Genomic DNA, 14,257 nt, shown 5'->3' with positions numbered 1-14,257 from the left:
GAGAACACAATGCGCTACGCATCCATCACCGAGAGGCTGGCGAGCCTGGGTTCCGAGAAATGGGCGGTTCACGTCGAGGCGCGCCGGCGCAAGGGCCAGGGCGAGCCGATCATCGAGCTCACAATCGGGGAGCCCGACCTGCCGCCGCACCAGAGCCTGCTCGAGGAGGCGACGCGTGCGATGCATGCCGGCCGCTATCGCTATTCGAACGGCCGGGGCGAGCCGCCCGTCGTGGAAGCGCTGGTGCGCAAATACGCAAGGCGCCGCCCGGACGTGACGAGTGCCAACGTGCTCTGCTTCCCCGGCACGCAGACGGCTCTCTTCGCCGTCATGCTCGGCCTCGTGGAAAAGGGCGATGCCGTGCTCGTCGGCGATCCGCTCTATGCCACCTACGAAGGCGTGATCCGAGCCACCGGCGCCGAGCAGGTGACCGTGCCGCTCCGCCCGGAGCATGGCTTTCACATGCAGGCGGACGATCTCGAGCGCTCGATCACGCCGCAGAGCCGTGTGCTCCTGCTGAATACGCCGCACAATCCCACTGGAGCCGTCCTGACTGCAGATGAGATCGCCGCGATCGGCGAAGTCTGCCGCAGGCACGACCTGTGGATCGTCTGCGACGAGGTCTATGAGGAACTGGTGTTCTCCGGCTCCTTCGCGTCGCCCTTCGACGATCCGGAACTCGCCGAGCGGACGATCGTCTGCTCCTCGATCTCCAAGTCGCATGCCGCGCCGGGCTTCCGCAGCGGCTGGGCGATCGGGCCGGCGGAATTCGCAAGCCGCCTGCTTGCGGTGTCCGAGACGATGCTGTTCGGCGTGCAGCCCTTCATCGCCGACATGACGGCCTATGCCCTGGACAACCCGATCGATACCTCGGCCAGGATGCGCCAGTCCTACAAGAGCCGCGCCGACCAGGTCATCGCCGGTCTCGCGGACGCACCCGGCCTGACGCCGGTCGCCCCCGAGGCCGGGATGTTTATCGTCGTCGACGTCTCGGCAACAGGCATGGACGGCGAGGCCTTCGCCTGGGCGCTTTTGGACGAGGAGCAGGTCGCCGTCATGCCGGGATCGGCCTTCGGCAGCGGCGGCGACGATTTCATCCGCATCAGCCTGACCGTGCCGGACGAAATGATCGACGAAGCCTGCAGACGAGTATCCGCCCTTGCCATGCGCTCGGGCGTCAGGAAGGAATTGCGAGCATGAGCACGACGAAGACGGTCGGCGAGGCGATGGTCGACCTCCTCGAGGCAAATGGCGTGGAGGTGGTGTTCGGCATTCCGGGCGTGCACACCGTCGAACTCTATCGTGGGCTCGCCGCCTCGAAGATCCGCCACATCACGCCGCGCCACGAACAGGGCGCCGGCTTCATGGCCGATGGCTATGCGCGCGTCACCGGCAAGCCCGGCGTGGCGCTGGTGATCACCGGTCCCGGCCTGACCAACACCATCACGGCGATGGCGCAGGCGCGGCAGGATTCCGTGCCGATGCTGGTGATCTCCGGCGTCAACCGCCGCAACTCGCTCGGTCACGGCCGCGGCCTGCTGCATGAGCTGCCGGACCAGGCGGCGATGATGAAGAGCTTCGCCCTCTATTCGCATACGCTGGTCGACCCGGCCGACCTGCCGTCGGTGATCGCCCAGGCCTTCTCCGTCATGGGTTCCGCCCGTCCGGGCCCGGTGCACATCGAGATCCCGACCGACGTGATGCCGCTGCCGGCAGGCGAGATCGCGCTGAAGGCGACGCGCGCGCCGCGCCCGAGCCCGGATCCGGCAACTCTGGCCGAGCTTGCCGCACTCTGCGACCGCTCCAGGCGCATCGTCCTGATGTGCGGCGGCGGGGCTCCCTCCGCCGACAGGTCAGTGACGGCCCTTGCCGAACGGCTGGACGCGCCGGTGGTCCTGACCACCAACGCCCGCGGCATGCTCGCCGGCCATCCGCTCCGCGTGCCGGCGAGCCCGAGCCTGAACGCCACCCGCGCGCTGATTGCCGACGCGGATCTCGTCATCGGGTTCGGCACCGAGATGGGGCAGACCGACTACGACATGTATGCGACAGGGACGCTTCCCGCGATGCGAACCTTCGTGCGCGTCGACATCGATGCACAGCAACTCGCCCGCGAGCCGCGCGCCGAGCTTCCCGTGCTCTCGACGGTCGAGGCCGCAGCCGTCTTGCTCCTGCCGCTGGTCAAGGCAAAAAACGGGGACGGCGCGGAACGGGCGGGAAGAGCGCGCGAGGCTGCCTTTGAAGAGCTGACGCCGAAGATCCGGACGGAGATCGGCGTGATCGGCATGGTCTACGAGGCGCTGCCGGATGCGATCGTCGTCGGCGATTCCACCCAGGCGGTCTATGCCGGCAACCTCTATCTCGATGTCGCCCGCCCCCGGTCCTGGTTCAACGCCGCGACCGGCTTCGGCGCGCTGGGCTACGGCCCGCCGGCTGCCATCGGCGCTGCGATCGGCGCTCCCGATCGCCCGGTCGTCTGCCTGACCGGCGACGGCGGCTTCCAGTTCTCGCTGGCCGAGATCGGCTCGGCAGCCGATGCCGGCGCCAGGGTCGTCTTCCTCGTCTGGAACAACGACGGCTACCAGGAGATCGAAAACTACATGGTCGAATCCGGCATCGAGCCGGAGGGCGTCAAGCCGTCCGCGCCGGATTTCCTCGACATCGCCAGGGCCTATGGCCTGCCGGCCGTTCGCCTCTCCGATGTCGGCGAGCTTGCCGCAGCCCTTCAGGCCGCAGCCAAGCGCAACGGCCCTAGCCTGATCGAGATCCACCAGACCCGCACCCGGGGTGCGACGGCCTGATGCCAACCTGCCGGCGGCAGCAGCAGTTGTCGCCGGGCGGGGCCGCGCTATAGTCTGCCCGTACGGTTTTGAGCGCGCCGCGAGCAGTCTGGCACGGCGTTGATGGAGATGGCCGCCGATGGGACGGAACGGATCGGCTGCGCGCACCAGGATGGAAACCTGCGCCGTCTGCGGAAAGCTCTTTCCCTCCGGTAGGCTCTATCACGCTTCCTCCATTCGCCCGGGCATTTTCGAGCTGATCCGCCAGGATGTGGGCGGCTGGAGCCTGGACAGCCGCATCTGCGGCCCCGACCTGTCGCAGTATCGCCGCCGCTATGTGGCGGATCTGCTGGAACAGGAGCGGGGGGAACTCTCCGGTCTCGACCGGCAGGTGCTGGAAAGCTTCGAGAAAGGCGTCTCCTCGGTCCATGCCAGCGCCGCCGGCCTGGATAAGGAACTGGAGGGAGAGACGCTCGGCCAACGCGCCGCAGACCGCGTGGCCGCCTTCGGCGGCTCCTGGGGCTTCATCATCACCTTCGTCGTCGTCCTCCTCTGCTGGATGACGATCAACGTCATCGGTTTCCTCGGCGGCGGCTTCGACCCCTATCCCTTCATCCTGCTCAATCTCCTCCTCTCCTGCATCGCAGCGCTCCAGGCGCCGGTGATCATGATGAGTCAGCGGCGGCAGGAGGAGAAGGACCGTATCCGGGCGGAGAACGACTACATGATCAATCTGCGCGCCGAACTCGAGATCCGCCAGTTGCACGACATGATCGAGCACCAGATGGCGCACCAGTGGGAGCGCCTGGCCGAATTGCAGCAGATCCAGATCGAGCTTCTCGAGGGCCACCAGCCGCCGACCCAACCACCGGCAAAGAATAGCTCCTAGAACGAAGGGGCGAGGTGGAGCCGGACAATGGCGCTGCGAAGTTGCAGTGGAACCCCTGTCCGGCGATGCGCGTTTCGTCCTGGTTCCGTCGCCGGAAGCGTCGGACGGCCGGGCTTTCGGCCCGTGCCCCGGTGTGAGTCCCGGATCGGCGGCATAAAAAAGCCGGCGGGCGGACCCGCCGGAATTGGCTCGGTCTCCAATCCGAGCAGGTGCAGTGACAAGCACCTGTCGATAAGACGTTCAAAGCCGGCTTTTTGTTCCGCAGGGGACTGCCGGAAAAGCTCACGTATGCGTGACGGGTCACGGGCCCTGTTTCGCGGGCCGCATTGCCGGCGGCCCACACAAGGAGGCCCGGATCGGCCTCAGAGGATGAAGTCGGACTTGCTCATCGTCAGCAACTGGTCCAGCTTGATCGCAAAGTCGGCCTTCGTGTCGCCATTGACGTCGCCGTAGATGAACGTGTCGCCATCGTTCTTGAAGAAGCGCAGTTCGCCGGCCTTGCCGTGGAACTTCTCCGTGCCGATGAACTTGAACGCCTGATCCCCGCTGGCCTTCGTGTTCGCGTCGATCGCCTTGAGGTCGATCTTGTCGCGCTCCGTGCGCGAGAAGTCGTAGAGCGTGTCGCGGCCGGACCCCGAAACGGCGGAATCCTTGATCGACTTGAACACGAAGCTGTCCGCGCCGGTTCCGCCGTAGAGCTTATCCGCACCGTTGCCGCCGATCAGTCTGTCGCTTCCGGCCCCGCCTTTCAGCGTGTCGTTTCCGCCGCTGCCGCTGAGCGTGTTCTTCCCCGAATTGCCGACGATGGTATTGGCAAGGCCATTGCCGGTACCGTTGATGTCGCCAGACCCGGCAAGCGTGAGCTTCTCGACGTTGCCGGTGAGCGTGTAGCTGATCCAGGCGTTGACGAGGTCGGTACCCTCGCCGGCCTTCTCGACGACCTTGTCTGCCTTGTGATCGACGATGTAGGTGTCGTTGCCCTTGCCGCCGTACATGCGGTCTGCGCCCGCGCCGCCGTCGAGCCGGTCCTTGCCGTCCTCGCCGCGGAGCAAGTCGTTGCCGGCGTCGCCATAGAGGAAATCGTCGCCGCCGCGGCCATAGAGCGTGTCCGCGCCCTTGTTGCCGAACAGCCAGTCCTGGCCCTTGGTTCCGGTCAGGGTATATCCGTCGTCGTCGGGGTCGGAAAACTGGCGGCTGGCAGCGCCCATGAACACGCCGTAGCCGTCGACCTTGCTCATCGTGACGAGCTTTCCGGTCTTCGCATCGACCGAGTAGAATGTGCTGTTGGCGAAGCCATAGAGGGTGGAGCCGCTCTGCTCCAGGCCGTACATCTGCGCGACCGGGATCGAGACCGAGCTCAATGCCTTGCCGGTTTCGGGATCGAGGCTGAGGATCTTCTTGTTGGACGTGGTCAGGTACAACTTGCCGTCATAGAAGGCCAGGTCCCCGGACGATACGGTGCTCGAGGAATACTTGCCGATCAGTGTCGTGTCGCCACTTTTGAGATCGACCCGATAGAGCCCGCCGTCGTTGGAAGAGGCGATATAGGCGTTCCCGTCCTTGTCGATCTCGAACGCATTGGCGCCGTACATGTCCAGGCTGCCGACGATGGTTGTCGCCGCCGTCCTGGGATCGATCCGATAGAGGGTGCCGAAGGAAATGCCGTACAGCTTGCCGTCCGGGGCAAACGCCACGTCGGTCATCGTCACGCCGGTGTCGCCTACCTCGCGGGCCTTGAGCGTCTGGGTGTTGATTGCAATCAGCTTGGCCCCGGACGTTACGATATAAACTTCATTTGCCATGGTCGATCCCCTATCTCATCGATTCGCATCGCGCGGGACTGTAGGCATGCAACCAATTGGCTGCAACCCTTAGGGGTACATGATTGCAACTGGAAAAATGATGCGGCCGTATTGACCAATGCGTTCCGGAGCATTGGAGCCGAAGGCCGAGGCAAATGATGAGAGAACAAGCTTGAAAATGGTGCCCGGAGGCGGATTTGAACCACCGACACGCGGATTTTCAATCCGCTGCTCTACCAACTGAGCTATCCGGGCATCCGGCTGGGTTTCGTTGCAAAACCCGTGGGGCGTTTGGTTTCGCCCCGGAAGCGAGCGGGGTTATAGCATCTTGCTCGATCGTGTCCAGCCCCCATGACAGATTTTCGACGTGAAAAAGTGCGGGCTCTCAAGTGTCGGAAAAGGTTCGGCTTTTCTGGTGGTTGCGCGCGGTCGTGCGGGCCCCGTGACGGGGATGCGGACGGACCTGGTGGGTGTCCGTGTCAGTCGTTCTCGCCGGCTTGCGCCTCGTCGTCGCTGACGGGGATGGTGTAGGAGCCGGAGAGCCACCGGTTGAGATCGGAGGCTGCGGCAGCGCTCCGAGCAGAACGGGTAGTGGTCGCGGACCGACTGGCGGCCGCATTCGGGGCAGGGGTGGGTCTTGCGCAGGGGGGCGACCTTTGCCTTCGGCTTGTCCATGCCGTCACTCACAGTCTCAACCCTCCGACCAGCGGCGGTGGACATCGTATCCTTCGCCGACGAGCAGGGACAGCGTCTCCTGCAGCGGCAGCCCGACCACGTTCGTATAGGACCCCACCAGCTTGACGACGAAGCTGCCGGCGATCCCCTGGATCGCATAGCCGCCCGCCTTGCCGCGCCACTGGCCGGAGGCGAGATAGCTCTCGATGTCGAGGCCGGAAAGCCGCTTGAAGCGGACTTTAGTATCGATGATGCGCTGGCGCACCTTTTTGTCCGGGGTGATCAGGCAAATGCCGGTGAAGACGCGGTGGCTGCGACCGGAGAGCAGATGCAGGGCGCTTGCGGCCTCGTCGACCATGTCACACTTCGGCACGATGCGCCGCCCGACCGCGACCACGGTGTCGGCGGCGAGGATGTAGCCGCCTTCGGCGGCCGGATCGCCCTTGATCGCGGCCAGGGCCGCCTCCGCCTTGCCGGTGCAAAGCCGCCGTGCCAGCGAGCGCGGATGCTCGGATTTCTTCGGCGTCTCGTCGATGTCCATCGGCATCAGTCGGTCGGGCTCGATGCCCATCTGTGCCAGAAGCTCGACGCGGCGCGGCGAGCCGGATGCCAGGATGAGCTTGTGGGCGAATTCCATGGAACCTCGAGGGAGTCGGGTGCGCGCTCGGCGGAGCGCTGAAGGACAGGCTTACTTGAAGCGGTAGGTGATGCGGCCCTTGGTCAGGTCGTAGGGCGTCATCTCGACGAGCACCTTGTCGCCGGCGAGCACGCGGATGCGGTTCTTGCGCATGCGGCCGGCCGTGTGCGCGATGATCTCGTGCTCGTTCTCGAGCTTGACGCGGAAGGTTGCGTTCGGCAGCAGTTCCGTAACGACACCCGGGAATTCAAGGACTTCTTCTTTTGCCATATTGCGGTGGTGATCCTTCGTTGGCGGGCAGCAGGATGCCGCCGGCCGAAATTTTGCCGGAAACTACACAATAGAGGGTGTTTTGTGAACACCAATGATCCGGCTTTCTTCACATGCGTGTGCCGGCCCCTAGGTTTATTCAAGAGGAAACGGATATGCGGGGGCCGAGCCGCCTCTCGATCAGTGCCGCGAGGTGGTTCCTGACCTCGCGATAGGACGAAAGGATCTGCTCGCGCGTGCCGGTGGCGACCGTCGGATCGGGGGTCGGCCAGTAGATCACCTCGACGGCGCTCGACCGGGTCAGTTCGAGCGCTGCGTGGTGCGCCTCAGGGGCGAGCGTCACGATCAGGTCGAAATAGTCGTCCTCCAACTCCTCCAGCGAACGCGGCAGGTGACGCTCGATCGACAGCCCCACCTCCTCCAGCACCGCCTGGACGAAGGGATCGCGCTCGCCGGGGCGGATACCCGCGGACGCCACGTAGGTGCCCGCCGGCAGAACACTCCGGGCGATCGCCTCGGCCATGGGCGAGCGCACCGCATTCATCCGGCACATGAAAAGCACCGAGCCGGGGCTCCGCGTCGTCGCCTGCCCCTTGTCCGTCTCCAGCGCGCTCATGGCGTTCACCCGCGCCAATAGAGCACGCAGACCAGCGTGAAGAGCCGCCGCGCGGTGTCGAAATCGAGCTTGATCTTGCCGGAAAGCCGATCCAACAGCGTCTGCGAGCCGTCGTTGTGGATGCCGCGCCGGCCCATGTCGATCGCCTCGATCTGGCTTGGCGTGGCCGAGCGGATCGCCTGGTAGTAGCTTTCGCAGATCAGGAAATAGTCCTTCACGATCCGCCGGAAGGGCGTCAGCGACAGGATGTGGGTGGCGACCGCCCCGCCGTCTTCGGTGGTGATGGCGAAGATCAGCTTCGAATCCATCAGCGACAGGTTGAGCCGGTAGGGGCCGCCGGTATGGCCGACCGGCTCGAAGGAGTTCTCCTCGATCAGGTCGAAGATCGCCACCGCCCGCTCGTGCTCGACGTCCGGGGTGGCACGGCCGATCGTCTCGTCCAGCACCACGTCGCACAGTCGGAAGGCGGGCATCCTCGTCATCCCTCCATCATCCTCCGGGGTTGAGGCGGATGGAAACGGAACGCGCATGCGCGCCGAGCCCCTCGGCCTCGGCGAGTGTCACCGCCGCAGGCCCCAGCGTGCGCAACTGCTCGGGGCCGAGGCGCAGGATCGAGGTGCGCTTCATGTAGTCGAGCACCGACAGCCCGGAGGAGAAGCGGGCCGAACGCGCCGTCGGCAGCACGTGGTTGGAGCCGCCGACATAGTCGCCGATCACCTCGGGCGTATGCCGGCCGACGAAGATCGCCCCGGCATTGCGGATCTTCGGCAGGAAGGCGTCGGGATCGGATGTCGCGATCTCCAGGTGCTCGGCGGCGATGCGGTTGGCGAGAGGCACGGAATTTTCCAGGTCCGGCACCAGGATGATCGCGCCGAAATCACGCCAGCTGGCTTCAGCCGTTTCCGAACGTTCCAGCGTCTTCAACTGGCGGGTCACGGCCGCCTCGACCGCGTCGGCGAGTTCGGCGCTGTCGGTGATCAGGATCGCCTGCGCGCCGCGGTCGTGCTCTGCCTGGGCCAGGAGGTCGGCTGCCAGCCAGTCCGGGTCGTTCTCGCCGTCGGCGATCACCAGCACCTCGGAAGGCCCCGCGATCATGTCGATGCCCACCGTTCCGAAGACCTGGCGCTTGGCGGCGGCGACAAAGGCGTTGCCGGGGCCGGTGATCTTGGCGACGGGCGCGATCGTCTCGGTGCCGTAGGCAAGGGCGGCCACGGCCTGTGCGCCGCCGATGCGATATATCTCGTCGATGCCGGCGATCTTCGCCGCCGCCAGCACCGCCGGGTTGATCGCACCGTCCCTGGCCGGCACCACCATGACAATGCGCGGCACACCGGCGACCCTGGCCGGCACGGCGTTCATGAGCACCGAGCTCGGGTAGCTGGCGGTGCCGCCCGGCACATAGAGCCCGACCGCGTCGATCGCCGTCCAGCGCGATCCGAGGCCGACGCCGATGTCGTCCTCGTAGATGTCGTCCTTCGGCAGCTGGCGGGCGTGGTGTTTCTCGATGCGCTTCGAAGCGAGTTCCAGCGCGGACACCACCGCAGCCGGCGTCGCGCGGAAGGCGGCCTCGATCTCGTCCGCGGTAACGCGCATCGGCACGGTGTCGAAATCGAGCCCGTCGAAGCGCAGCGTGTAGGCTGCGAGCGCCCGGTCGCCGTTCTCGCGCACGTCGTCGATGATGGCGCGGACCGTGGCGTTCACGTCCTCCGACACCTCGCGCTTGGTGGTGAGAAAGGCGGCAAACCGCTTTTCGAAGTCGCCGTCGCGATAATCAAGCCTGATCGCCACTGTTCAATCGTCCTGTCGTGTCGCGGGAAGATCCCCGCCCTGCCTGGCTGGTAGGGGTGCGAGGACACCCATGCGTCCCGTCGCGCGGCATTGCGAGGCCGGCGGACGATGCCTCAATGCTCTAGCTTGCCGGATGATGCGGTTTCAAGCCCGTTTCCCACGCCCCGCCGGTATCGGCGAGCTGGCTCTCGATGCATTCGACGTCGAGCGCGAACTGGGCGTCGCCCGCCATGACCAGCTCCACCGTCCCTTCCGGCCCCTCGCCTTCGGGGACGAACCGGATCGCCAGCAGGGAGAGGACCGCGTCGCGGTCGCTGCGATCGATGCCGATCGCACGCACGGCACGCACGCGCTTGAAGGCGATCATGGCACGCCGGCGCTCGAAAGCCTTGCCGCGCGATCCGGCCGTTTCCCAGACGAAGCGGTTGACCGCGAGCGAGAACACGCCGAGCCGGGCATCCCAGCTGACGTCGCCGGCCTTGAACACGGCGTCCTGCAGATGCGCGGAAACGACCGCAAGATCGTCCCCGTCGAGGGCCAGCAGCTTCAGACTGTCCATGATACTCCTTTTCGGCAGCCTCCCGGCCGCGCCTGAATTCCCGGCATCGCGCTCCGCCGGCTGGCCGGCCGCCCGGTGCCATCGGGTGACGTGCGGCAAGGCCAGCGGGCATGCCGCCTGTTTCCGTTCAGTTCAGGAAATAGGACGGGAAGCGGGCGAGCGCAACTGCGCACGGGTGCAGCCGACAGCAATCCTGCCGGTGTAACAATAGGCAGGCGAGGGGTCCTGTCGCAGATCTGCGGCAATGCGGGGGCGTTTTCATGCCATGCCCGCCGCATGCGCTTCGCGGGCATGGCCTTGCCGGTCCGTCAGTCGCTGACGCGTTCCACCGAGGCGCCGCAGCGGTTCAGCTTTTCTTCCAGCCGCTCGAAGCCGCGGTCGAGATGGTACACGCGCGAAACCATCGTCTCGCCTTCGGCAGCTAAGCCGGCGATGACGAGCGAGACGGAAGCCCGAAGATCGGTCGCCATCACCTGCGCGCCGCGCAGCCGCTCGACACCCTCGATCTTGGCGGTCTGGCCGGAGAGCGAGATCTTCGCGCCGAGCCGGGCAAGTTCCTGCACGTGCATGAAGCGGTTCTCGAAGATCGTCTCGGTAATGTGGGAGACGCCGGACGAGCGCGTCATCAGCCCCATGAACTGCGCCTGCAGGTCGGTCGGGAAGCCGGGATAGGGGTCGGTGACGATATCCACCGGCTTGATGCCGGCGCCGTTGCGCACCACGTGGATGCCGCTGCCGGTCGTGGAGATCTCGGCGCCGGCGCGGCGGATCGCCTCGAGCGCGGTGTCGAGCAGGTGCATCTCGGTGCCCTCGAGCACGACGTCGCCGCCGGTCATGGCGACCGCCATGGCATAGGTGCCGGTCTCGATCCGGTCGGGCAGCACGCGGTGGCGCGCGCCGGAAAGCGAGGTGACGCCCTCGATCGTGATCGTGCTCGTCCCGGCGCCGGTGATCTTCGCGCCCATGGCGTTCAGGCACTTGGCGAGGTCCTGCACTTCCGGCTCGCGCGCCGCATTGCCGATGACGGTGGTGCCGCGGGCGAGCGTTGCGGCCATCATCATCACGTGCGTGGCGCCGACGGAAACCTTGGGGAAGGTGTAGCGGGCGCCGATCAGGCCGCCGTCGGGGGCCTTCGCGTCGATGTAGCCGCCGTCGATCTCGATCAGCGCGCCGAGCGCCGTCAGCCCCTCGATGAAGAGGTCGACCGGACGCGTGCCGATCGCGCAGCCGCCCGGCAGCGACACGCGCGCCTTGCCCTCGCGGGCCAGGAGCGGGCCGATCACCCAGAAGCTGGCGCGCATCTTCGAGACCAGCTCGTAGGGTGCGGTCGTATCGACGATGTTGCGCGAGGTGAAGTGGATCGTGCGGGAGTATCCCTCGCTCTGGCGTTCCCGGCGGCCGTTGACGGAGATGTCGGCGCCATGGTTGCCGAGGATGCGGATGAGCTGCTCGACGTCGGCGAGATGCGGCACGTTTTCCAGCGTCAGCGTATCGTCGGTCAAAAGCGAGGCGATCATCAACGGCAGCGCCGCATTCTTGGCGCCGGAGATGGGGATGACGCCCTTGAGCTCGTTGCCGCCTACAATCCTGATACGATCCATGTGTGCCTACGGGCCTGCGCCCGCCTTTCTCAATCTACCGGCTCTCGGAGGAAGGCGCCTCCTTAGAGCATCGCGGCATAAAAATGAAGCCTCCCGCAGGAGACCGGCCCGGCGCGAATGCCGGAAGCTGTGCATGAACCGCCTGCAGGAGAGGAAAAGGCTTTCCGAGATGCCGATGGCCGGCCTTCGGGCGGGCCTGCCGCAAACGCAGGCCTGATCTCGATATGTCCGTTTGTCCCCTCGCGCCGGAAGCGGCGGCAGTTGCACTCTATGACTGTGATTCGTCCGATTTTGCGGCAGGCAGCCCCTCGGTCTCGTCGGCGTCACCCGCACGGCGCGCGCGCGCCTGCTGCTTGCGGCGGGCGAGGTTGTCGCGCAAGGTCTTGGCAAGGCGCGTCTTGCGTTCCTCGGCCCGTGCACGCACCGCATCGCTCTCCGGCATCTGCGCCTTCGCCGTGCGCTTGCCCTCTTCGCGGCGGCGGCCGCCCGTTTTACCGTCCTTCTCCATGGCCCATCGATAGCGCGAAACGCGCCTTCGCAAAAGCGCTGCGGGCTTTTGCCGAATTTGTTGTCCCCATGATGCGTTTGCGGCTTGCATAGGGGGTGAGACTATGGCAATAGGCGCCTCGCTCGACGCGAACGCAGGCAACACTGCTTCGCCGGATGCTGCTATAGCTCAGGGGTAGAGCACTCCCTTGGTAAGGGAGAGGCCGAGAGTTCAAATCTCTCTAGCAGCACCATTCTTTCCCATTGAAAACATTGAAGCTCTTGATTTTCAGGGGTTTCCGTACATTCTTCCGTTACAAAGCTTGTTACAAGACGGAAGATTCATGGCTCGCCAACCTCGATATCTGCTCAACCGAAACGGCCGCTACTTCGCTCGCTTGGTAGTACCTAAGAATCTTCGTCCTTTTCTGGACAACAAAACAGAGCTCCGAGAGGCGCTTGGTCCCGACCGTCGTAAAGCGCTGGCTCGGCTTCACAGTGCGGTGGCGAACCTGCAAAGCCGGATTTCGATCGCCGAACAGGAGGCAAAGGCAGCGAAGGGCGAGCCGATCACTTCAGGACGCTACCTCCTGTCGGTCGAGCAGTTGGCGGTGCGACATTACAAGGAGCGCTTGGCCGAAGATGATGTCCGGCGGAACCAGAGTCTGCTATGGTGGAACGTGGGCATCAATGACCTGTACGTCGCCGAATTGCGCGCAGGTGTTGCAGGCAAGCTTAGTGATGTCGCCCTTCAGGAGCTTTTTGGGGACAGAATAGAGCGCTACAGCTCGATCGGTAATACGGTCGTCGTCTACGGAACCGAGGAGTGGCGAGCCGTTGCGCGAGCGATGTGCATTTCCGAACTGGAGGTTCTGGCGCGTCTCGCTGAGCGCGACGAGGGCGATTTTGTCGGAAAGCCCGTGCACCCAATGATCGCGAACGCGGAAGTGCCGGTCGAAGAGGAAGCGCCCGTCCTCATCCGTGAACTATTCGATCGTTACATGAATGAGCTCAGAGCCAATGGCAAAGGGGAAGGCGCAGAAAAGCGTTGGCGACCGATTATTGAAGACGTAATTAAGTTTACGAAAACAACCGACGCCAGAAAACTCTCGAAAAAGATGTTGGTTGAATGGAAGGATGCAAAACTCGCGACCCTCTCGCCGCGCACCGTGCGTGATGTCTATCTGACCGCCATTAACGCCGTGTTGAACTGGGCGGTGTCGAATGATCTCATCACCATTAACCCCGCAAAGGAAGTTAAGCTCAAGGTCGCCGCTAAGATTCTTAACCGGCCGAAGGGGTTCACTCGTGAAGAGGCGATCGTTGTTTTGGACATCTCACTGGGCTATGTGCCTGCCCATTCTGACAATTCCCAGACTCGGGAAAAGCCAGGCACGAGTGCGGCCAAGAAATGGGCGCCATTGATTTGTGCGTTCACTGGTTCGCGTATTTCCGAGATTACGCAACTGCGAAAGGAGGATGTCCGAGAAGAGAACGGCATCTCCTATATTCGTATCACACCGGACGCCGGCAAAGTAAAGAACCGGCAGTATCGCGACATACCCTTGCACAACCAGATCATCGAGAAGGGTTTTCTTGATTTCGTTTCGGCTGCGCCGGACGGGCCGCTGTTCTATCCGCCGATGAAGGGCGCTCGAAAAGCAGACCCGGCACAGACGGTTTCGGGACGAATCTCAAACTGGCTGCAAAGGGAGGGTGTGGTGCCCGACGGCGTATCTCCAAATCACGGATGGCGGCATGCCTTCAAGACTACAGGGCTTGAGGTGGGAATAGACGGTCGTGTGCTCGACGCGATTCAAGGGCACGCAGCTCGAACTGCCGGCGAAAATTATGGCGATGTGACTATCGCGGCGAAGAGGAGGGCTATCGATAAGTTTCCTCCGTATCCAGTCTGACCGAACCCCACTAGATCGAGGTGCCGGTTCACAAGCGCTCCGTACTAAACATAAACACTCACACACAAATCTGGATACGCGCGTAGCGGGCGCTTCGGTTGCGCGGACAGCTCCAAGCACCTACGTAGTTGCCCATCTCTTTGTGAATTGGCCCCCGAAAGGCCCGGACATGCTCCCCCACTTAGCTAAGTGGGTAGGAGTAATGTTGGTATTATGACTATCACCACCCATAAGATGC

At 64.4% G+C, this 14,257-nt stretch carries 13 protein-coding genes, 2 tRNA genes and 1 pseudogene; 5 read left to right on the top strand and 11 right to left on the bottom strand.

The window, feature by feature from the left end; translation table 11 throughout:
* Positions 1-9 precede the first annotated feature (9 nt).
* The 3 genes from GGQ64_RS06580 to GGQ64_RS06570 all read left to right on the top strand — a co-directional run bounded on the left by GGQ64_RS06580 (position 10) and on the right by GGQ64_RS06570 (position 3,669).
* Positions 10-1,200, top strand: coding sequence for a pyridoxal phosphate-dependent aminotransferase (locus GGQ64_RS06580; RefSeq protein ID WP_183801001.1), 1,191 nt, complete (start codon positions 10-12; stop codon positions 1,198-1,200).
* On the top strand, positions 1,197-2,801 hold the full coding sequence (locus GGQ64_RS06575; protein ID WP_183800998.1) for a 5-guanidino-2-oxopentanoate decarboxylase: 1,605 nt from the start codon (positions 1,197-1,199) through the stop codon (positions 2,799-2,801). The genes GGQ64_RS06580 and GGQ64_RS06575 overlap by 4 nt, the downstream gene beginning before the upstream one ends.
* A gap of 118 nt (positions 2,802-2,919) precedes the next feature.
* The gene (locus GGQ64_RS06570) at positions 2,920-3,669 is read left to right on the top strand and encodes a DUF1003 domain-containing protein (RefSeq protein ID WP_183800995.1); all 750 of its coding nucleotides are present in this window, start codon (positions 2,920-2,922) and stop codon (positions 3,667-3,669) included.
* A 362-nt stretch (positions 3,670-4,031) separates the two neighbouring features.
* Here GGQ64_RS06570 and GGQ64_RS06565 read toward each other — a convergent pair whose 3' ends face one another.
* The 11 genes and pseudogenes from GGQ64_RS06565 to GGQ64_RS06515 all read right to left on the bottom strand — a co-directional run bounded on the left by GGQ64_RS06565 (position 4,032) and on the right by GGQ64_RS06515 (position 12,125).
* Positions 4,032-5,471, bottom strand: coding sequence for a DUF6923 family protein (locus tag GGQ64_RS06565; RefSeq protein ID WP_183800992.1), 1,440 nt, complete (start codon positions 5,469-5,471; stop codon positions 4,032-4,034).
* A 179-nt stretch (positions 5,472-5,650) separates the two neighbouring features.
* Positions 5,651-5,726, bottom strand: a tRNA-Phe gene (locus GGQ64_RS06560).
* A gap of 224 nt (positions 5,727-5,950) precedes the next feature.
* Positions 5,951-6,146 (bottom strand): annotated as a pseudogene (gene yacG / locus GGQ64_RS06555) (DNA gyrase inhibitor YacG).
* A gap of 16 nt (positions 6,147-6,162) precedes the next feature.
* Positions 6,163-6,783: a Maf-like protein gene (locus GGQ64_RS06550; protein ID WP_183800989.1), complete on the bottom strand. Its 621-nt coding sequence runs from the start codon at positions 6,781-6,783 to the stop codon at positions 6,163-6,165.
* A gap of 51 nt (positions 6,784-6,834) precedes the next feature.
* A complete protein-coding gene (gene infA / locus GGQ64_RS06545) occupies positions 6,835-7,053 on the bottom strand; it encodes a translation initiation factor IF-1 (protein ID WP_004435948.1) in 219 nt (72 codons plus the stop codon).
* Between the two features lie 139 nt (positions 7,054-7,192).
* Entirely contained in the window at positions 7,193-7,669 is a 477-nt protein-coding gene (locus GGQ64_RS06540; protein ID WP_183800986.1) for an arsenate-mycothiol transferase ArsC, read from the bottom strand.
* Positions 7,670-7,674: 5 nt separating this feature from the next.
* Complete coding sequence (locus GGQ64_RS06535) at positions 7,675-8,142, bottom strand: UPF0262 family protein (protein ID WP_183802536.1); 468 nt, start codon at positions 8,140-8,142, stop codon at positions 7,675-7,677.
* Positions 8,143-8,158: 16 nt separating this feature from the next.
* Positions 8,159-9,457: a histidinol dehydrogenase gene (gene hisD, locus GGQ64_RS06530; protein WP_183800983.1), complete on the bottom strand. Its 1,299-nt coding sequence runs from the start codon at positions 9,455-9,457 to the stop codon at positions 8,159-8,161.
* A gap of 121 nt (positions 9,458-9,578) precedes the next feature.
* The gene (locus GGQ64_RS06525; RefSeq protein ID WP_183800980.1) at positions 9,579-10,016 is read right to left on the bottom strand and encodes a DUF2948 family protein; all 438 of its coding nucleotides are present in this window, start codon (positions 10,014-10,016) and stop codon (positions 9,579-9,581) included.
* A 308-nt stretch (positions 10,017-10,324) separates the two neighbouring features.
* Positions 10,325-11,617: a UDP-N-acetylglucosamine 1-carboxyvinyltransferase gene (gene murA, locus GGQ64_RS06520; protein ID WP_183800977.1), complete on the bottom strand. Its 1,293-nt coding sequence runs from the start codon at positions 11,615-11,617 to the stop codon at positions 10,325-10,327.
* Between the two features lie 268 nt (positions 11,618-11,885).
* Positions 11,886-12,125 (bottom strand): hypothetical protein, encoded by a 240-nt coding sequence (locus GGQ64_RS06515; RefSeq protein WP_183802641.1) that lies wholly within the window; start codon positions 12,123-12,125, stop codon positions 11,886-11,888.
* Positions 12,126-12,282: 157 nt separating this feature from the next.
* Here GGQ64_RS06515 and GGQ64_RS06510 point away from each other — a divergent pair.
* Positions 12,283-12,357, top strand: a tRNA-Thr gene (locus tag GGQ64_RS06510).
* 90 nt (positions 12,358-12,447) lie between these two features.
* Positions 12,448-14,019: a tyrosine-type recombinase/integrase gene (locus GGQ64_RS06505; protein ID WP_183800974.1), complete on the top strand. Its 1,572-nt coding sequence runs from the start codon at positions 12,448-12,450 to the stop codon at positions 14,017-14,019.
* Positions 14,020-14,257 lie beyond the last annotated feature (238 nt).

The organism is Mycoplana azooxidifex, from assembly GCF_014196765.1.
GTDB lineage: Bacteria > Pseudomonadota > Alphaproteobacteria > Rhizobiales > Rhizobiaceae > Mycoplana > Mycoplana azooxidifex.
The sequence above is the reverse complement of the archived record's forward strand: the minus strand, read 5'-3'. Positions and strand labels throughout refer to the sequence as shown.

Coding starts and splice junctions, on each gene's coding strand:
- GGQ64_RS06580 (WP_183801001.1), top strand. CDS start 10: ATGCGCTACGCATCCATCACCGAGAGGCTGGCGAGCCTGGGTTCCGAG.
- GGQ64_RS06575 (WP_183800998.1), top strand. CDS start 1,197: ATGAGCACGACGAAGACGGTCGGCGAGGCGATGGTCGACCTCCTCGAG.
- GGQ64_RS06570 (WP_183800995.1), top strand. CDS start 2,920: ATGGGACGGAACGGATCGGCTGCGCGCACCAGGATGGAAACCTGCGCC.
- GGQ64_RS06565 (WP_183800992.1), bottom strand. CDS start 5,471: ATGGCAAATGAAGTTTATATCGTAACGTCCGGGGCCAAGCTGATTGCA.
- GGQ64_RS06550 (WP_183800989.1), bottom strand. CDS start 6,783: ATGGAATTCGCCCACAAGCTCATCCTGGCATCCGGCTCGCCGCGCCGC.
- infA (WP_004435948.1), bottom strand. CDS start 7,053: ATGGCAAAAGAAGAAGTCCTTGAATTCCCGGGTGTCGTTACGGAACTG.
- GGQ64_RS06540 (WP_183800986.1), bottom strand. CDS start 7,669: ATGAGCGCGCTGGAGACGGACAAGGGGCAGGCGACGACGCGGAGCCCC.
- GGQ64_RS06535 (WP_183802536.1), bottom strand. CDS start 8,142: ATGCCCGCCTTCCGACTGTGCGACGTGGTGCTGGACGAGACGATCGGC.
- GGQ64_RS06525 (WP_183800980.1), bottom strand. CDS start 10,016: ATGGACAGTCTGAAGCTGCTGGCCCTCGACGGGGACGATCTTGCGGTC.
- murA (WP_183800977.1), bottom strand. CDS start 11,617: ATGGATCGTATCAGGATTGTAGGCGGCAACGAGCTCAAGGGCGTCATC.
- GGQ64_RS06515 (WP_183802641.1), bottom strand. CDS start 12,125: ATGGAGAAGGACGGTAAAACGGGCGGCCGCCGCCGCGAAGAGGGCAAG.
- GGQ64_RS06505 (WP_183800974.1), top strand. CDS start 12,448: ATGGCTCGCCAACCTCGATATCTGCTCAACCGAAACGGCCGCTACTTC.